Origin of the sequence: Pseudorhodobacter sp. E13 (assembly GCF_003991405.1) — a bacterium.
Classification (GTDB): domain Bacteria; phylum Pseudomonadota; class Alphaproteobacteria; order Rhodobacterales; family Rhodobacteraceae; genus Pseudorhodobacter.
This window is the reverse complement of sequence record NZ_RPEN01000159.1, coordinates 284598-301821: the sequence shown is the minus strand read 5'-3', so window position 1 is coordinate 301821 and position 17224 is coordinate 284598. Positions and strand designations below refer to the sequence as shown.

Sequence of the window (17224 nt, the reverse complement as noted above, 5' to 3'; positions counted from 1 at the left end):
CTGCCCCAGCCTTCAAGGTCAACGCTACGTCACGATGCCGATGAAAACCCAAATCCTTGACGCAACGTCAGACGGTATCGCTGCTGCCGCAGAAATTCTGCGGGAGGGCGGGCTTGTCGCCTTTCCGACCGAAACGGTTTACGGGTTGGGCGGTGATGCGCGGGCGGATCGGGCGGTGGCCCGGATTTTTGACGCCAAGGCCCGCCCGCATTTCAACCCGCTGATCGTGCATTTGCCGGATCTGGAGGCAGCGGCCCTTTACGCCGAAATCCCTGATCTGGCCCGGACACTTGCGGATGCGTTCTGGCCCGGACCGCTGACGATGGTATTGCCCTTGCGGCCCGATGCGGGCTTGTCACCTTTGGTGACGGCGGGGCTGGATACGGTGGCCATTCGGGTGCCGGCCCATGCCACCGCCCGCGCCTTGCTGCGGGCCTTTGGCGGGCCGCTGGCCGCCCCTTCGGCAAACCCGTCGGGGCGCATTTCCCCGACCCGTGCCGACCATGTGATGGCGGGCCTGTCCGGGCGGATCGAGGCGGTGCTGGATGGTGGCCCCTGCGCTGTCGGGGTGGAAAGCACGATTCTGGGGCTGGAGCCGGGGCCGGTTTTGCTGCGGCCCGGTGGTTTGCCGCAAGAAGCGCTGGAGGCCGCGTTGGGCCAGCCGCTTGCCAGTGGTGGCAATGCGGCCAAGCCCAATGCGCCGGGGCAGCTTGCCTCGCATTACGCGCCGGAGGCACGGGTGCGCTTGGGCGTGACGACCCCGCAACCAACAGAGGTTTGGGTGGGTTTCGGCCCCGATTGCGCGCAGGCGCCGCTGACGCTTTCGGCCTCGGGCGATCTGATCGAGGCGGCGGCCAATCTGTTCCATATCCTGCGGCTGGCCGATGCGCAGGCCGGGGCAGGGGCGGGCATTGCCTTTGCGCCGATCCCCGAGCAGGGTTTGGGCCGGGCGATCAATGACCGTTTGCGCCGCGCTGCGGCCCCGCGGCCCTGATTTTGCCTGCGCTGGGTTGTGGGGCGGCGGGCCGGGTATAGGTATTTTTGCCAAGATGAAATCAGGGCGCGGGTTTGTGGCTTGCCCGCGCCCGGTCCGGTTCAGCCCCGGCTGGGGATCGTCAACCCGCGCTGCACGGCGGGGCGGGCGAGGAAACGATCGAGGTAGGCAGGCACATGGTGCAGGTCTGCCCAGCCTGCGCTGTCGGCGGCTTTGTAAAAATCGCGCAGGGTGCGCAGCCAAGGGGCAATGGCGATATCGGCAATCGAGTAGTCGCCCACGATCCAGTCACGCCCCGCCAAGGCACCATCCAGCACTGTCAGCAGGCGCGCCGCTTCGGCCCGGTAGCGTTCTTTCGGGCGAGGGTCTTCGATCTCTTTGCCAGCGAAATGGTGGAAATAGCCCAATTGCCCGAACATCGGGCCCAGCCCGCCCATCTGAAACATCAGCCATTGCAGCACTTCATAGCGCTTGTCCGCTGGCATCAATTGCCCGGATTTTTCGGCCAGATAGATCAGGATCGCGCCGCTTTCAAACAGGGCCAGCGGTTTGCCCTCTGGCCCATTCGGATCAATGATTGCGGGGATTTTGTTATTCGGGTTCAGCGCCAGAAACGGCGCGCTCATCTGGTCGTTGCTGGCAAAATCCACCAGATGCGCCTCGTAGGGCAGGCCGATTTCTTCCAGCATGATCGAGATTTTGACCCCGTTGGGCGTGGGCAGGGAATAAAGTTGCAGCCTGTCGGGCACCTGCGGGGGCCAGCGGTGCGTGATCGGGTGGTCTGCCAAACTCTGCATGATCTTATCCTTTTTTAATGCTTTGGCGCAGATAAGCATATTTTCCCCGTGAAAAACCCCGGCCCTTCAGGCAAACATGGCGCAGCGCATGTGCGTAAACACACAGGAACCAAGGGCCGATAACAGGCTGAGCGACCAAGGGGACATAAGAATGATCAATGAATTCAAGAATTTTATCGCCAAAGGCAATGTCATGGACATGGCTGTTGGTATCATCATCGGCGCGGCTTTCACGGCGATCGTTTCGTCCTTGGTGGGCGATCTGATCAACCCGATCATCGGCCTTATCATCGGCGGGATTGATTTTTCTAACATGTATGTGGTTCTGAGCGGCGATGTCGCCCCCGGCACCGGGCTTGAGGCGGCGCGCGAAAGCGGTGCTGCGATCTTTGCCTATGGGTCCTTCATCATGGCCATCATCAACTTCCTGATCATCGCATTCGTGGTGTTCATGCTGGTGAAAATGGTTAACCGCGTGAAGGATGCCGCGATCAAGAAGGAAGAGGCCGCACCGGCAGCACCTGCTGGGCCGACCGAAACCGAATTGCTGGCTGAAATTCTGGCCACGCTGAAGAAATAAGCGGCGGGCTATCCGCAGCAAAAAGGCCCCTCGGAGCGATCCGGGGGGCCTTTTCCTTTGGTCGTGTCAGGCCGCAGTTGCCGGGCGGCTGGGCCGTTTGCGGAAATACTGATACCAGATGCGATAGAGGCTGAGCGCGGCCAGTGGCGCGAAATGGACCGCAGCAGGGGCCCAGCCGCTCCAATTGTGCAGGCTTGCCCAATGCAGCAAGGTCAGCACAGCGGCAGCATAGGTCCAGCGTTGCAGGGGTTTCCACGCCGTGCCCAGTTTGCGCAGCGCCCAGTCGTTCGAGGTGGCCGCAAGCGGGATGAAGATCAAAAACGCGAGCCAGCCTGTCAGAATGTCGAAATGTGTGACCTCTCCCAGAATGCGGGCAAGGCTGCCTTCATCGACCAGATAGACCACGGTGTGCAGCGCGGCATAGCCAAAGGCGGCAACGCCGAAATAGCGCCGGTTTTTCACCAGCCAGCGCGGCCATTGATGGGTGCGGAACAGCATCATCAGGGGCGTGGCCAGCATGGAGATGATCATGAACCGCGCGGCGAATTCGCCCGTCGGGTGCAGCAGGCGGTGAAAGGCGCGGGCGTCATCGCCGGTCAGGGCCGAAAACATGCCCAAAGCGGGCAGCGAAAGGATAACCCACAGAAGATAGGGAGAAATACGCGCAAACATGGAAGGGGGGCCTTTGTGTTGTTATGACCCTTTTACGTTTGTTTGCGCGCTTTCCGTCGCTGTTGCGTCAGATTTTCATCGCCTCGGCCGCCGGGGTGACGGGCAGGCCCAAAGCCTCGCCCACTGCGGCATAGGTCAGATGGCCCGCATGGGTGTTGAGGCCGGCCAGCAAGTGCTTGTCCTCGGCGCAGGCCTTTTTCCAGCCCTTGTCGGCGAGCGCCAGCATGAAGGGCATGGTGGCATTGCCAAGCGCGATGGTCGAGGTGCGGGCTACAGCGCCCGGCATGTTGGCCACGCAATAATGCATGATGCCGTCCACGTCATAGATCGGGTCTTGGTGGGTGGTGGCCTTGGAGGTTTCAAAGCAGCCGCCTTGGTCGATTGCCACATCCACGAGGGCCGCGCCGGGTTTCAATTCTGCCAGTTGCGCGCGCGAGATCAGCTTGGGCGCGGCGGCCCCCGGCACCAGCACCGCACCGATGATCAGATCGGCCTGACGGGCCAGTTCAATGGTATTGCCTACGCTGGCATAGGCATTTTTGAACGTGCCGCCAAAGACATCATCCAGATAGCGCAGGCGGGGCAAAGACCGGTCAAGCACCGTTACATCCGCGCCCATACCCGCCGCGATCTTGGCCGCGTGGGTGCCAACGACACCGCCACCGATCACCAGAACGCGCCCCGGCCCAACACCCGGCACGCCGCCCAACAAGACCCCGCGCCCGCCATTGGCTTTCTGCAAGGTCCAGGCCCCGACCTGTGGCGCCAGCCGGCCTGCGACCTCGGACATCGGGGCGAGCAGGGGCAAGCCGCCGCGGTCATCGGTCACGGTTTCATAGGCAATGGCGGTGACGCCGGATTTCAGCAAGTCTTTGGTCTGCGCCGGATCGGGCGCAAGGTGCAGATAGGTAAACAGCACCTGACCTTCGCGCAGCATGGCGCGTTCAACGGCTTGCGGTTCTTTCACCTTCACGATCATTTCGGAGGCGCTGAATACATCTGACGCAGTCGCCGCGATCTTGGCCCCAGCAGCGATGTAATCGGCATCAGAGAACCCCGCGCCCAAGCCTGCGCCGGTTTCGATCAGCACCGAATGGCCATGGGCGACAGCCTCATGCGCGGCGTTTGGTGTCATGCCGACGCGGAATTCCTGTGGCTTGATCTCTTTTGGGCAACCGATTTTCATGTGAACCTCCCGCTATGCTAAGCCATCAGCTTGCATCCGCTTTGCCGCAATTGTTTTGAATTCTTGCTGGCAATCGGAGTTTGTTTTCGTATAATCTTCGGCATATCCGGGTATGTCTTGAAAGATTACACCGCCATGCTTGATCTTGACGCAACAGACCGCCGCATCCTGACCGTTCTGCAAAAAGAGGGGCGCGTGACCAACGCGGAATTGTCAGAGCGGATCAACCTGTCGCCCTCGGCCTGCCACCGCCGCGTGCAACGGCTGGAGGAGGAGGGCTATATCGCGGGCTATGTCGCCTTGCTGGATACCCGCCGCATGGGCCGCCCGACCACGGTTTTCGTGGAAATCACCTTGCAGGGGCAAGCGGATGAGATTTTGGATAAGTTTGAGCGTGAAGTCGCGAAAGTGCCGGATATTCTGGAATGTTATCTGATGGCGGGGTCTGCCGATTATCTGCTGAAAATCCTTGCGCAGGATACCGAGGATTTTGCCCGTATCCACCGCCAGTATTTGTCCCGCTTGCCGGGGGTGGCGCAGATGCAATCGTCCTTTGCGCTGCGCACGGTGGTCAAGACCACGGCGATGGCGGTGTGATCAGGCCTTGCGCCGTTTGCGGAAATACTGAACCACCGCAAAGGCGATGATCAGCGCATAGGTCACATCAAGGATCACCATCAGCAGCCAGAACCGCGTGACCATCAGGCCCACGATCACCGCCGCGCCCAGCAAGACCAGCACTTGCCATTCGCGCTTCACCCGCACCGCCTTGGACGACAGTGTCGGCACTTTGCTGACCATCAGCCAGCCCACGATCCCGATCCACAGCCCGAACAGAAAGGGATAATCCTGCGCGTCGATCAGCCCTTGCCGGGTCAGGAAAAACGGCAGCAGCGCCAGCATCGCGCCGCCCGGTGCCGGAACCCCGATGAAATGCGGCTTGCCGCCCACCGGCGCCGGATCATCGCGAGAGACGTTGAACCGGGCCAAGCGCAGGCAGCAGCAGCAGGCAAACACCAGAACAAACATCCAGCCCGTTGCGAAATCGCGGGCCAGTGCGAATTGGAACACCAGAATACCGGGGGCCACACCAAAATTCAGAAAGTCTGACAGGCTGTCCAGTTCGCCGCCAATCTCACTCGCGGCATTCAGGCGGCGGGCCAGCAGCCCGTCCAACCCGTCAATCAGTGCGGCGAAAATGATCAGGGCCGCAGCGATATCAAACCGCCCGACCAGCACGAACCGGATAGAGGTCAGGCCCGCACACAGCCCGAGGATTGTCACCATATTTGGCAACATCAGCATCAGCGAGAGGCTGTCTCTTTTGCGGTGCGGTTCTTCGTTCATCTTTCGCGGCCCATACGCGGGGATTCCGTCGAAGTGATATCGGCCAGTACGGTTTCCCCGGCAACCATGGTCTGACCCAAGCAAACCAGCGGCTCTACCCCTTCGGGCAAATAGACATCCAGCCGTGATCCGAACCGGATCATGCCAAAACGTTCTCCGGTTTGCAAACGCGCGCCTTCGGGCACCTCGCAGACGATGCGCCGCGCCACCAGCCCGGCAATCTGCACCACGGCCAGATCGCGGCCGTCATCCATCCGCACGACCAGCGCGTTACGCTCATTATCCTCGCTGGCCTTGTCGAGGCTTGCGTTCAGGAATTTGCCGGGGCGGTATGCAATCTTGCTGACCACGCCCGAAATCGGCAGGCGGTTCACATGGCAGTTGAACACGTTCATGAATACCGAAACCCGCATCATCGGGTCAGGGCCAAGCCCCAGTTCCGCAGGGGGAACCGCCGGTTCCAACAAGGAGATCACACCATCGGCAGGGCTGATGATAAGCCCTTCGCGCGTGGGCGTGACGCGCTTGGGGTCGCGGAAAAAGTAATAGCACCAGATCGTCAGGCCCAGACCAATCCAGCCCAGCGGTTGCCAGACGAAAAACAGCACGAGTGCCACAACCGCAAAGATCGGAATAAAGCGCCACCCTTCGCGGTGGATCGGCTTGATAACAGTGGACATCATGCTGGCGGACATATGCGGGCCTTTGTTGGTTCGTGTAAGCTGATGCGGTCTGGCACATTTCAGAGGGTGAAACAATGCCAAGGCCGATATGGTTCCGCAGCGTTTCCCTTGCGCCACGCCACCCGCCCAGGCCCGCCTTCCTTGGCCAAAATCGCACACCCGGCCCAGATTGGCGCGAAACTGCCATGGCATCAGCATCGCACGCCCCTGTCGTGCCAAGATGGGATAGGGAAGCGCCTTAAGGGAAAAGAGAAATGTGTATCGCGAAATCAAGTTGGTCTGGCGTGCGTGGAGAGGTCAGCCCGCCACATATGCACCAGCGGCGTTTCGGAGAAGCCGTTCAACAAACGGTGGTTTTTGGAAGGGCTATGAATGGCAGATACGAGGCTGAAATAGACTTCATACGGAAACGCTACCAAATGACGAATATCTTAGATCAGCGAGCAGGTAGTGCAAGGTCACTTTCACAAACTGCCAGAGATTTCGCAGTCAGCGCTGTGACTTCCGAGACCCAATTTGTCGCTTTATCAACCTTACCTTCGAAACAGCCACATCCGTAGCCGTAAGAACCATTTGTCTCTCGCCACTGATCCTGAAAATTCCAATCGTTCGGGATGTCGGAGAACCCGTTATCTTGGTCGCCAACACCTTGGACACTTAAGATCCACTCGCCGTCACGATCCGTTAGCCACCAATTAGCGGGCGTCGGATTATCGACCCAACCGCAACGCAATTCAGCTGAAGCAACTTGAGGCAAAAAACCGAATGTGAAAATGAGGGCTAATATGGAAGAACGAGGATTGATTGATCGCATAGTGCTAAATTCCCAAAGTTACTCGGATCGGCGCAAACAGTAATATGGCCATCACAAGCCTAGCTTGCCAGCTATTTCAAATTCAAGTCTTGGGAGCGGGCAGCGAGTGACGGCTTGGTCAGCACAGTATTCGTTGAGATCCGTTCCAAAAACCCACGTTTCAGGAACATCAGCAAAACACCCCGTTTTCCGCCGCAAAAAAAAACCGTTCAAAATTCAATTCCTTGTTGAAGGTTTTTGCCGCGCCTGTGTTCGCCGCGTCCCTCTGCATTATGCAGCACCCAATACCGCTTCGCCCCGGCCAAAAGAAAAACCCCCAAGCTCGCGCAAGGGGGTTAACCTTATTAGTGGGGTTGCCCCCACCAGTGTTCGCTTGACGTCGATCTTTTCTTAAAGACCGCCTTCGCGCTGGGCTTTCTTGCGTGCGAGCTTGCGCGCACGCCGGATTGCTTCAGCTTGCTCACGGGCTTTCTTGACGGAGGGTTTCTCGAAATGTTGCTTGAGCTTCATTTCGCGGAACACGCCTTCGCGCTGGAGCTTTTTCTTCAAGGCCCGAAGGGCTTGTTCGACGTTATTGTCGCGGACGCTGACCTGCATGTGGTTTTCACCACCTTTCTAAGTTAAATTTGCACGGATGTGCAGGCCTGCGCCCTATAACAAAGGGGGAATGGCCTGTCTACCATTCCGACCGGCGCAGGAGGCCTTGATGAGCGACCAAACCCAAGCGGACCCACAGGAAACCGGGCTAACCCCCCAAAAACAGGCGATTTTGCAGGCCGCCTTGCCGCATGTCGCCTTTGACGGCTGGACGGATGTGACCTTTCGCGCGGCGGTGGCTGATTCGGGTGTGGCCGATGGTTTGGCCCGCGCGCTGTTTCCGCGGGGCGGGCTGGATCTGGCTTTGGCCTTTCACGCGCAGGGCGATGCGCTGATGGTGGAACGGCTGGCCGCGCTCGATCTGGGCAGTCGCCGCTATTCGGAACGGGTGGCCCTTGCCATTCGGACAAGGCTGGAACTGGTGGAGGATAAAGAGTTGGTGCGCCGTGGCACCACGCTGTTTTCCCTACCGCAGCACGCCGCCGAAGGGGCAAAGGCGATCTGGGGCACCGCCGATGCGATCTGGAAGGCGCTGGGCGATACCAGCACCGATTTCAACTGGTATACAAAGCGGGCCACGCTGTCGGGCGTTTACGGGGCAACCGTGTTGTTCTGGTTGGGCGATGACAGTCCCGGCCATACCGCCACATGGGATTTTCTGGATCGGCGGATTGCGGATGTGATGCAGATTGAAAAGGTCAAGGCCAGCCTGCGCGATAACCCTTTGTCCAAGGCGCTGCGCAATGGACCCTTTGGCGCTGCGCTTAACGCATTGGAAAAGTTCAAGATGCCAGATATGCCTAAGATGCCCGACGATCTGCCCGGCAGGTTTCGGCAGTAACGCGCCCGACGGCAAGAAATGAGGCAGAGATGACCCTTCCGCATGCGATGCTCGCGATTGAAATCACACAGGCTGGTGCGCCCGATGTGCTGACGCCTTGTTCAGTGCCGGTGCCGGTGCCGCGCCATGGCCAGATTTTGATCCGGGTTGCCTATGCCGGGGTGAACCGCCCGGATGCCTTGCAGCGTGCGGGGGCCTATAACCCGCCCCCCAATGCCTCGCCCCTGCCGGGGCTGGAGGCGTCGGGCCATGTTGCGGCTGTGGGGCCGGGGGTGACGCGCTGGAAGCTGGGCGATGCGGTCTGCGCGCTGCTGCCGGGCGGCGGCTATGCGGAATATGCGGTGACGGCGGCTGATCACGCGCTGCCGGTGCCTGAAGGCATGTCGATGCGTGACGCTGCTTGCCTGCCGGAAACCTGCTTTACCGTCTGGTCCAATGTGGTGATGCGCGGCGGTTTGCGCGGCGGAGAGCGGTTCTTGGTGCATGGTGGCACCTCGGGCATCGGCACAACGGCGATTCAGATTGCCCGCGCGCTGGGGGCGCGTGTTTTTGCCACCGCGGGTTCCGAGGAAAAGTGCAAGGTCTGCACCGATCTGGGGGCCGAAAAGGCCTTTAACTACCGCGAGGAAGATTTTGCCGCCGGGATGAAGGCGGTGGGTGGGGCCGATCTGATCCTTGACATGGTTGGCGGCACCTATCTGCCCCGCAATATCCGCAGCCTTGCCGATGATGGCCGCCTTGTGCAGATCGCCTTTCTGACCGGCGCCAAGGTCGAGCTGAATTTTGCGGAGTTGATGATGCGCCGTCTGACGCTGACAGGGTCAACCCTGCGCCCGCAATCCGATCTTGCGAAGGCCCGAATCGCCGCGCAGGTGGAAACGCATGTCTGGCCGATGATCGCGCGCGGGGTGTTCAAACCCGTGATCGACAGCGAATTCCCGTTGGCAGAGGCCCCCGCCGCGCATTGGCGGATTGAGGCCCCCGGCCATATCGGTAAAATTGTTCTGAAAGCGCGGGAGGGGTAAGCCCCCCGCCCGATTTTATCGCACCGCGCCCAAGATCGCATCCTGCATCCGGCAATCGCGGATTGTATCGGCCCCGCAGCGGCGCGGTTCCAGATCCTTGGTCAGGCACAGGCGCACTTCCTGGATCATGCCAGCCTGACAGGTGACGGTGATCATGTCGCGGGCAAGGCCGGGGTTGGCGGCCAGAAACGCCTCTTCCACCACCTCGGCGGGCACCTCCAGGGTTTTGTTGATCTTGGCAAAAACCTCGGGTTCTTTCACCGAAGCAAAGGCTTTACGGGCGGTGGCAAAGTAATCCTCGGCACTTAACCCCGCGCAGCGCCCGTGTTTTTTCCACTGATACCACGCCAGCCCCGCGCCGCCCATGATATCGGCCATCGCTGCCGACTGGCTGCGCGAGGGGTCGCGCGCGGTGGTGCGGCAATAGGCGGGCCAGCCTTTTTCATATTGCGGCCACAGCCCGTGCAGCGTGAATGTCAGGCCTTTGCCGGGCAGGCACTGGTCCTCGCCGCGGGCATCGCCTTCCAGCGCGCACCAGTTGGCAGACCAACTTAACGCCATCACATAATAGTCGAAATCCCCGGCTTTTTCGCCATCGGCCCGCGCCATAACGCCCGAAAACGCCATCACAAACCCGATCACTAGTGCAAAAACACGCATTTTCTCTTTCCTCTGCCCGTTTGGCCCATTATATGCACCCCTGACTTCCCCGAAAACGAGAAGACGCGAGGCCCCGGCCCGCAGCCGTTTTCCCGGCATGGAAGGGATATATAAAGGAGTGTTGCGATGAACAAGCCACTGATGTCCAAAGCAACCGCCGTCTGGCTGGTGGACAACACAACCCTGACCTTCAAGCAGGTCGCCGATTTCTGCGGGTTGCACGAATTGGAAGTGCAGGGCATCGCCGATGGTGATGTGGCAACCGGGGTCAAAGGCTTTGACCCGGTGTCCAACAACCAGCTTGAACCGGGTGAAATTGAGAAGGGTCAGAAAGACCCGGCCTATCGCCTGAAGCTGAAGTTCAACGCCTCGGCCGTGGGCGAAGAAAAGCGCCGCGGCCCGCGCTACACCCCGCTGTCCAAGCGGCAGGATCGTCCGGCGGCCATTCTGTGGCTGGTGAAATTCCACCCGGAACTGACCGATGGTCAGGTGGGCAAGCTGGTGGGCACCACCAAGCCGACCATCCAGGCCATCCGTGAGCGCACGCATTGGAACATCAACAACATCACCCCGATTGACCCGGTGGCGCTGGGTCTGTGCAAACAGACCGAGCTGGACGCCGCCGTGCAGGTTGCCGTGCGCAAGAAAGCTGCCGAAGGTGGCGTGATGTCGGATGATGAACGTCGCAAGCTGGTCAGCACCGAGCAATCGCTGGGCATGCCGGATGAGCCGAAGATGCCGTCTTCCATCGCAGGGCTGGAAAACTTTACCCTGTCGGAAAAGGAAGAGAAATCGGCCGATTACTCGGACGCGGACAGCTTCTTCAACCTGCCCGATGCGGATGAAGATGATGATGAGGATGATGACGGCATCGACCCGCGCCGTTGATCCGCAGCCGCCAAAGCCACGAAAAAAGCACCCCGCGCGGGTGCTTTTTTATTTGGGGGGCAAGGGGAAAGCGGGGGCTAAGCCGGTGCCGCGTGCTGTTCCACCCAGGCCCGAACTTCGGTCTGACGGTTGCGGGCGACAGGGATTTCCTGCCCCGAATGGGTAACGATCCGCCAGCCGTCGCGGTGGCGCAGCAAGTCGGCGACCGACGTCGTGGCGACCCAATAGCTGCGATGCACTTGCATCCCCGATTCTTCGGGCAGGCAGGCCATCGCATCCGCCAGTCTTCCGCGCAGCAGCAAAGGGGGGCTGCCGTGCAGGGCAACACAGACATAATGCTCCTCGGCTTTCAGATAGATCACGGTATCGCTTTGCACCTGCTTGCCCAGCAGGTCTATCCAGTGGGGGGCCGGCGGCTCTGGCTCTTTGGCAGGTTTGGGGGATGCCTTTTCCGAAGGGATTTCTTGCGTGATCACTGCGTCCTCTGGGGCATAGATGGCGGGGACGGGATGCGCCTTCATCCCTGTCTGCGCGGCAATGCGGCCCAGAAGAAAAGAGGACAAGACGACCTCTCCGATGATGGCGACAACCAGATCAAAGGCCAGAAGCTGCATCCATTGCGCCGGGCTCAGCCCCTGTCCGCCCAAAGCCACGCTCAATTCAACGCCCCAGACCGCCGAGACGCCTATGGCGGGCAGCATGACGACAAAGGTGCGCATCCGGGTGCAGGTGCGATATCCGATGGCCAGCAAGCCGATGGCGGTTGCCAGAAACACCAGAACGCAACTGGCAACGATGAGCATTCTGACAATCACGCCTTCGGGCATGATGTGGTTGTAGGGTTGCACCAAGAAAATGATGCCGGTCATTGTCAGAACCAGACCGACGAAATGCGGACTCCATAATGCGCGGCGCAAATCGCGCCACTTGCCCCTGAATTCGCTACCATTCAAGAATATGATGTGCATTTCATTCCAAAATTGATGAATCTGTTATACTTTTTTGGCACAAAGAGGTCGGGTCGGGGGCAAAGCGCCCGTCAAAAGTTTAAGTGTAGCGAATGCCGACCCGCTTTTCCCAATTCCCATGGCACTGCGTGTCACCGTTAACCTTTGGGTAATTTAGCGTGTTCGCAGGTCAGGGAAACCCTACCTTTGCGATTTTTTCCAATGTTTTTGCAGCGGCTTTTGCACGAGGGGAAGGGCCGGATTTCAGAGGGGGGCATTTCAGAACTTCCGGCGTGCTTTCAGGGCTGCGCCGATGGTGCCATCATCCAGATAATCCAACTCGCCCCCGATAGGCACGCCTTGCGCAAGGCTTGTCACCTGCACCCCGGTTTCCTCTAACGCGTCGGCGATGTAATGCGCGGTGGTTTGCCCGTCGACAGTGGCATTCAGCGCAAGGATCACCTCTCGCGTGGCCTCCTCGCGGACGCGGGCCACCAGTTGCGGGATGCGCAGATCATCCGGCCCTACGGCATCCAGCGCAGACAGCGTGCCGCCCAGAATGTGATAGCGCCCTTTGAAGGCGCGGCCGCGTTCCAGCGCCCACAGGTCAGCCACATCTTCGACCACGCAAATCTCGCCCGTGGCGCGGCGGTCGTCGCGGCAAATCTCGCAAATCTCGGCGGCGCCGATATTGCCGCACACCTGGCAATCGCGGGCGGTTTCGGCCACTTCGGCCATCACACGGGCCAATGGGGCCATCACCGCCCCGCGCTTTTTCAACAGCATCAACACGGCCCGCCGCGCTGACCGTGGCCCAAGCCCCGGCAGCCGCGCCATCAGGTCGATCAACTGTTCAATATCGCGCGGGGTTTCAGCCATGGTCAGAACGGCAGTTTCATGCCCGGCGGCAGGCCCAGCCCCTCGGTCAGCTTGCCCATTTCGGCCTGTGCGCGTTCGCTGGCCTTGGATTGCGCATCCTTGATCGCGGCGAGGATCAGATCTTCGACGACTTCCTTTTCCGAGGCGACAAAAATTGAGGGGTCGATCTCCAGCCCCGTCAACTCGCCCTTGGCGGTGGCGCGCGCCTTGACCAAGCCAGCGCCGCTTTCACCGATCACGACGATCCGCTCCAGCCCCTCTTGCATCTCGGCCATCTTGCCTTGCATTTCCTGCGCGGCTTTCATCATCTTGGCCATGTCGCCAAGCCCGCCCAATCCTTTTAGCATCGCGTATTCTCCACTTGATTTATCCTGAGGTAGGCCGTGCCCTTACGGGGTTCAACCCTCCTCAAACGGGTCCCATTCGTCTTCGACCTCTGGCAGCGCCTCAAAGGCGGCTTCAAGCTCTGGCTGGCGCATCGCGCTGATCTTGGCACCGGGAAAAGCGGCAATCACGGCTTGCACCAACGGGTTTTCCATGGCTTTCGCCTCTGCCGCCAGACGTTCCTTGTCTTGTTCCTCGGCCAGCGTGGCCTTGCCGCCTGCGTTCACAACCGTTACCGCCCAGCGCGCGCCGGTCCAGCCCTGAAGCCGGGTTGCCAGCCGGGAGGCAAGGTCGCGCGGGGCGTCGGCGGTGGGTTCAAATTCGATCCGGCCGGGCGCGTATTTGGCCAGCCGCAGCGTGGTTTCCACCTCGACCAGCAGCTTCATGTCGCGGCGCTCGCGGATCAGATCGACGACATGATCAAAGCTGACATAGCTTTCCAGCGCGCCGGGGGCCAAGGCGACCGCAGTCGCTTGCCCGCCCTGCGCGGCGCCGTGCATCATCGTTGCGCCATGCACCGGGCCCATGGCCGGGGCCGACAGCCGCGTGCTGGCGTGAACCATGCCACCGCCACCGCCACCGCCCGCAGGCGCCCCGCCGACAACCGGGCCGGGCTGCGACGATTGCAACTTGCGGATCAGGCTTTCCGGGTCGGGCAAATCGGCCACATGGGTCAGGCGGATCACGGCCATTTCGGCGGCCATCATGGCATTGGGGGCCAGCGATACCTCCTCCAGTGCTTTGAGCAGCATTTGCCACATGCGCGTCAGCACCCGCATCGGCAAACGCCCCGCCATATCCAGCCCGCGGCGGCGTTCATCGGGGGGGATCGTCGGGTCCTCGGCGGCCTCGGGCGTGATCTTGATGACGGACAGCCAATGCGTGATTTCGGCAAAATCGCGCAGCACGGCCATCGGGTCCGCGCCATCGGCATATTGGTTCGAAAGCTCGGTCAGGGCGGCGGCGGCATCGCCCCGCACCACCATATCGAACAGGTCCAGCACCCGGCCCCGATCGGCCAGCCCCAGCATGGCGCGCACTTGGTCGGCGGTGGTTTCCCCCGCACCATGGCTGATCGCCTGATCCAGCAGCGAGGTCGCATCGCGGGCCGACCCTTCGGCGGCGCGGGTAATCAGCGCCAGCGCATCCTCCGAGATATTCGCCCCTTCGGCCTTGGCAATTTTTTGCAGCAAGGCGATCTGGGCTTCCGGTTCAATCCGTTTCAGATCAAAGCGTTGGCAGCGGGACAGCACCGTCACCGGGACCTTGCGAATTTCGGTGGTGGCAAAGATGAATTTCACATGCGCTGGCGGTTCCTCCAGCGTTTTGAGCAGCGCGTTGAAAGCGTTGTTCGACAGCATGTGCACTTCGTCGATGATGTAAATCTTGTAGCGGGCCGAGGTGGCGCGATACGCGACCGAGGCGATGATTTCGCGGATGTCATCCACCCCGGTGCGGCTGGCGGCGTCCATTTCCATCACATCGACATGGCGGCCTTCCATGATGGATTTGCATTGGTCGCATTGGCCGCAAGGTTCCGTTGTCGGCCCGCCCTTGCCATCGGGGCCAACGCAGTTCAGCCCTTTGGCAATGATCCGGGCGGTGGTGGTTTTGCCCGTGCCGCGAATACCGGTCATGATGAAGGCCTGCGCGATCCGGTCGGCGGCAAAGGCGTTTTTCAACGTGCGCACCATCGCATCCTGCCCGACCAGATCGGCAAAGGTTTCGGGCCGGTATTTGCGGGCCAGAACCTGATAGGCTTTGGGGGCTGTGTCGGACATGTGGCTCCTTGCGGCGGCGGCGGATTCGAACTTCGGCCAGAGGTTAGGCGCTGGCTTGTCGCGCGTCCAGTCAATGACTAGTCTGAAACAGGGTATACCGCCGGGAGACGCCGATGTCGAACAGTCGCTGGGTTCAGATTTTGCTTGCGCTTTGGCTGGTGGTTTTTCTGTGCTCGCTGGCCTTGCGGGTGTTTGGCCCCGCCGAGGGGCTGGGCTTTCTGCGTGGGGTGGAACGGGCGGCGGGCTTTGTCATCGGGCAGTTCTTTGCTGGGGTGGTTGCGATGCAGGCCCGCAGTTTTGCGATCCGTCTGCCCAAGGGCGATGCGTTGCGCCTTGTGGGGCAGGTGCCGCTGATGGTCACTGCGGCGATGATTGCGCTGGCCTTCGTGCTGATCGTCCGGGCCTTGAATCAAGGCTTGGCATGAGCGGCTTTTCCCTGACGCCGCTACCGCTGTTGAAGGGGGCGCTGGCGCTGTGCCCGTTGCCGGGTGCCGGGGAGGGGGCGGGCTTGGCCGATGATCTGGCGCAGGTGCAGGCTTGGGGGGCCGATCTGGTGCTGACCTTGGTGCCACAAGCGGAACTGGCGGAATTGGGCGCATCTGCCCTGCCGCAGCAGGTGGCGCGGTTGGGCATGGCGTGGCGGCCTTTCCCGATCAGGGATTTTGGGGTGCCGCAGGGCGGTGACTGGCCCGCGCTGTCGCAAGAGCTGCGCGCGGTTCTGGCGCGTGGCGGGCGGGTGATGATCCATTGTCGGGGGGGCTGCGGTCGCACGGGCATGATCGCCCTGCGTCTGATGCTGGAGGCGGGTGAGCCACCGCAACCCGCTTTGGCCCGGTTGCGCGCGGCACGTCCCTGCGCGATTGAAACCGAGGCGCAACTGGCTTGGGCGCTGCGGGATTAGCGCTTTTTGTGTTTCTGCGCGGTCTTGATCTGTTTGGCCAGCGCCTTGCCCTTGGACCGTTTGGTGATGCCATAACCCTTGCCCATGGCCGCCGCCGATGTGGTGCTGTTCACCGCATCTTCGGCTGAAAGCTTGCGCCAGCGGTCCAGCCGGTCGGCATCGACGTCGCCACTGGCGATGGCGGCTTGCACGGCGCAACCGGGTTCTGCCTCATGCGCGCAATTGCGGAATTTGCACTGGCTCGCCAGTTCGGTGATTTCGGCAAAGGTGACATCAATCCCCGAAGCAGCATCAGATACCCCAAGCCCGCGGATGCCGGGTGTATCAATCAGCCAACCGCCCTTGGGCAGCGGATAAAGGCTGCGGGCCGTGGTGGTATGGCGACCGCGCGTGTCGTCGCGGATGCCTTGTGTTGCCTCAGTCATCCCGGTCAGCGCATTGGTCAGCGTGGTTTTCCCCACACCAGAGGACCCGGCCAGCGCCACGGTTTTTCCCATGCCGCACCATTGCGCCAGCTTTTCGGGCACATCTGGGGCGTGGGCGTCCAGCACCAGCACCGCCAAATCCCGCCCCAGTTTCTGCGCCTCGATGGCATAGCTTTCGGGATCGTCGGCCATATCGGCCTTGGTCAGCAGGATCACGGGTTCTACTTCGGCGTCATGAGCCAGGGTCAGATAGCGTTCCAGCCGCGCCACGTTGAAATCGGCATTACAAGAGGTGGTGATAAACAGCGTGTCGATATTGGCGCCGATCAGGCGATATTCACCGATGTTGCGGCTGCCTGCACGCGAATGCACCCGGCGTTGCAGCAGGCTGCGCCGTTCCAGCCGCCGCCGCATCACCGATTGCGTGGCGGAAATCATCACCCAATCGCCCACGGCAAAGCTGCCCGAAGGGTGGCCATTGGGCAGCGCCACCTCACGCGGGCCATCGGGTGTCAGCACGGCCAAGCGGTCACGATGCACTTGCGCCACGCGGGCGGGCAGGCTGCCGTCATCCTCTGCCGTGATCTGACGCGCGAAATCATCGCTCCAGCCAAGGGCTTCAAGCGAGAGGGGTGGGGGGGTATCGGTGGAGATGACAAATATCCCGGCGTTTGGCGCAAGCGCGCGCCCAATGGGCGAGGGTGAGAGGCTGGACATCGACCCAAGTGGGGCTCGTTGTGGCTGCTTCCTTCCGGACCTGACCAGGTTGGCGAGGCACTTGCCCGCGCCAACCTCTCCCCTTCGATATAGGTGGCGCGAACGG

21 protein-coding genes and 1 other RNA gene are annotated in these 17224 nt (G+C 61.2%); 8 read left to right on the top strand and 14 right to left on the bottom strand.

Features of this window, described 5'->3' with window-relative positions; all coding sequences use genetic code 11:
* Positions 1 to 34: 34 nt before the first annotated feature.
* Positions 35 to 994: an L-threonylcarbamoyladenylate synthase gene (locus EGN72_RS17590; RefSeq protein ID WP_127049990.1), complete on the top strand. Its 960-nt coding sequence runs from the start codon at positions 35 to 37 to the stop codon at positions 992 to 994.
* A gap of 101 nt (positions 995 to 1095) precedes the next feature.
* On the opposite strand, the gene EGN72_RS17585 is transcribed toward EGN72_RS17590, so the two are convergent.
* Positions 1096 to 1791, bottom strand: a complete 696-nt coding sequence (locus tag EGN72_RS17585; RefSeq protein WP_127049988.1) for a glutathione S-transferase N-terminal domain-containing protein — start codon at positions 1789 to 1791, stop codon at positions 1096 to 1098.
* A gap of 151 nt (positions 1792 to 1942) precedes the next feature.
* On the opposite strand from EGN72_RS17585, the gene mscL reads away from it, so the two are divergent.
* Positions 1943 to 2371, top strand: a complete 429-nt coding sequence (gene mscL / locus EGN72_RS17580) for a large conductance mechanosensitive channel protein MscL (protein WP_127049986.1) — start codon at positions 1943 to 1945, stop codon at positions 2369 to 2371.
* 66 nt (positions 2372 to 2437) lie between these two features.
* Here the strand turns inward: mscL and EGN72_RS17575 are convergent, their stop codons facing one another.
* Positions 2438 to 3043, bottom strand: coding sequence for a sulfite oxidase heme-binding subunit YedZ (locus EGN72_RS17575; protein ID WP_127049984.1), 606 nt, complete (start codon positions 3041 to 3043; stop codon positions 2438 to 2440).
* A gap of 67 nt (positions 3044 to 3110) precedes the next feature.
* Positions 3111 to 4229: an alanine dehydrogenase gene (gene ald, locus EGN72_RS17570; RefSeq protein ID WP_127049982.1), complete on the bottom strand. Its 1119-nt coding sequence runs from the start codon at positions 4227 to 4229 to the stop codon at positions 3111 to 3113.
* A 135-nt stretch (positions 4230 to 4364) separates the two neighbouring features.
* Between ald and EGN72_RS17565 the strand changes: the two genes are divergently transcribed.
* A complete protein-coding gene (locus EGN72_RS17565; protein ID WP_127049980.1) occupies positions 4365 to 4826 on the top strand; it encodes an Lrp/AsnC family transcriptional regulator in 462 nt (153 codons plus the stop codon).
* On the opposite strand, the gene EGN72_RS17560 is transcribed toward EGN72_RS17565, so the two are convergent.
* From EGN72_RS17560 to rpsU, 4 genes are all read right to left on the bottom strand, one after another.
* The gene (locus EGN72_RS17560) at positions 4827 to 5576 is read right to left on the bottom strand and encodes a phosphatidylcholine/phosphatidylserine synthase (protein ID WP_127049978.1); all 750 of its coding nucleotides are present in this window, start codon (positions 5574 to 5576) and stop codon (positions 4827 to 4829) included.
* Positions 5573 to 6451: a phosphatidylserine decarboxylase gene (locus EGN72_RS17555; RefSeq protein WP_127050505.1), complete on the bottom strand. Its 879-nt coding sequence runs from the start codon at positions 6449 to 6451 to the stop codon at positions 5573 to 5575. The genes EGN72_RS17560 and EGN72_RS17555 overlap by 4 nt, the downstream gene beginning before the upstream one ends.
* A gap of 244 nt (positions 6452 to 6695) precedes the next feature.
* A complete protein-coding gene (locus tag EGN72_RS17550; RefSeq protein WP_127049976.1) occupies positions 6696 to 7073 on the bottom strand; it encodes a DUF4087 domain-containing protein in 378 nt (125 codons plus the stop codon).
* 390 nt (positions 7074 to 7463) lie between these two features.
* Positions 7464 to 7670, bottom strand: coding sequence for a 30S ribosomal protein S21 (gene rpsU / locus EGN72_RS17545; protein WP_096519594.1), 207 nt, complete (start codon positions 7668 to 7670; stop codon positions 7464 to 7466).
* Between the two features lie 109 nt (positions 7671 to 7779).
* Here rpsU and EGN72_RS17540 point away from each other — a divergent pair, with 109 nt between their 5' ends.
* Both EGN72_RS17540 and EGN72_RS17535 read left to right on the top strand, forming a co-directional pair.
* The gene (locus EGN72_RS17540; protein ID WP_127049974.1) at positions 7780 to 8511 is read left to right on the top strand and encodes a COQ9 family protein; all 732 of its coding nucleotides are present in this window, start codon (positions 7780 to 7782) and stop codon (positions 8509 to 8511) included.
* Positions 8512 to 8540: 29 nt separating this feature from the next.
* Positions 8541 to 9536: an NAD(P)H-quinone oxidoreductase gene (locus tag EGN72_RS17535; RefSeq protein WP_127049972.1), complete on the top strand. Its 996-nt coding sequence runs from the start codon at positions 8541 to 8543 to the stop codon at positions 9534 to 9536.
* 15 nt (positions 9537 to 9551) lie between these two features.
* Here the strand turns inward: EGN72_RS17535 and EGN72_RS17530 are convergent, their stop codons facing one another.
* The gene (locus tag EGN72_RS17530; protein WP_127049970.1) at positions 9552 to 10196 is read right to left on the bottom strand and encodes a ribonuclease T2; all 645 of its coding nucleotides are present in this window, start codon (positions 10194 to 10196) and stop codon (positions 9552 to 9554) included.
* 126 nt (positions 10197 to 10322) lie between these two features.
* Between EGN72_RS17530 and EGN72_RS17525 the strand changes: the two genes are divergently transcribed.
* A complete protein-coding gene (locus tag EGN72_RS17525; protein ID WP_127049968.1) occupies positions 10323 to 11084 on the top strand; it encodes a DUF1013 domain-containing protein in 762 nt (253 codons plus the stop codon).
* A 77-nt stretch (positions 11085 to 11161) separates the two neighbouring features.
* On the opposite strand, the gene EGN72_RS17520 is transcribed toward EGN72_RS17525, so the two are convergent.
* The 4 genes from EGN72_RS17520 to EGN72_RS17505 form a co-directional block, all read right to left on the bottom strand.
* The gene (locus EGN72_RS17520; RefSeq protein WP_158623220.1) at positions 11162 to 11953 is read right to left on the bottom strand and encodes a LytTR family DNA-binding domain-containing protein; all 792 of its coding nucleotides are present in this window, start codon (positions 11951 to 11953) and stop codon (positions 11162 to 11164) included.
* 357 nt (positions 11954 to 12310) lie between these two features.
* Positions 12311 to 12910: a recombination mediator RecR gene (gene recR / locus EGN72_RS17515; protein WP_127049964.1), complete on the bottom strand. Its 600-nt coding sequence runs from the start codon at positions 12908 to 12910 to the stop codon at positions 12311 to 12313.
* A gap of 2 nt (positions 12911 to 12912) precedes the next feature.
* Positions 12913 to 13257 carry a YbaB/EbfC family nucleoid-associated protein gene (locus EGN72_RS17510; RefSeq protein WP_127049962.1) on the bottom strand — a complete coding sequence of 115 codons (345 nt, stop codon included), beginning with the start codon at positions 13255 to 13257 and terminating at the stop codon, positions 12913 to 12915.
* A 51-nt stretch (positions 13258 to 13308) separates the two neighbouring features.
* The gene (locus tag EGN72_RS17505; protein ID WP_127049960.1) at positions 13309 to 15075 is read right to left on the bottom strand and encodes a DNA polymerase III subunit gamma/tau; all 1767 of its coding nucleotides are present in this window, start codon (positions 15073 to 15075) and stop codon (positions 13309 to 13311) included.
* Positions 15076 to 15188: 113 nt separating this feature from the next.
* On the opposite strand from EGN72_RS17505, the gene EGN72_RS17500 reads away from it, so the two are divergent.
* Positions 15189 to 15500 (top strand): hypothetical protein, encoded by a 312-nt coding sequence (locus EGN72_RS17500; RefSeq protein WP_127049958.1) that lies wholly within the window; start codon positions 15189 to 15191, stop codon positions 15498 to 15500.
* Positions 15497 to 15976: a protein-tyrosine phosphatase family protein gene (locus tag EGN72_RS17495; RefSeq protein ID WP_127049956.1), complete on the top strand. Its 480-nt coding sequence runs from the start codon at positions 15497 to 15499 to the stop codon at positions 15974 to 15976. The genes EGN72_RS17500 and EGN72_RS17495 overlap by 4 nt, the downstream gene beginning before the upstream one ends.
* On the opposite strand, the gene rsgA is transcribed toward EGN72_RS17495, so the two are convergent.
* Together rsgA and ffs are read right to left on the bottom strand one after the other, a co-directional pair.
* Positions 15973 to 16950, bottom strand: a complete 978-nt coding sequence (rsgA, locus tag EGN72_RS17490) for a ribosome small subunit-dependent GTPase A (RefSeq protein WP_233587179.1) — start codon at positions 16948 to 16950, stop codon at positions 15973 to 15975. The genes EGN72_RS17495 and rsgA overlap by 4 nt on opposite strands.
* 150 nt (positions 16951 to 17100) lie before the next feature.
* Positions 17101 to 17199: signal recognition particle sRNA small type (ffs, locus tag EGN72_RS17485), an RNA gene on the bottom strand.
* Between the last annotated feature and the right edge of the window lie 25 nt (positions 17200 to 17224).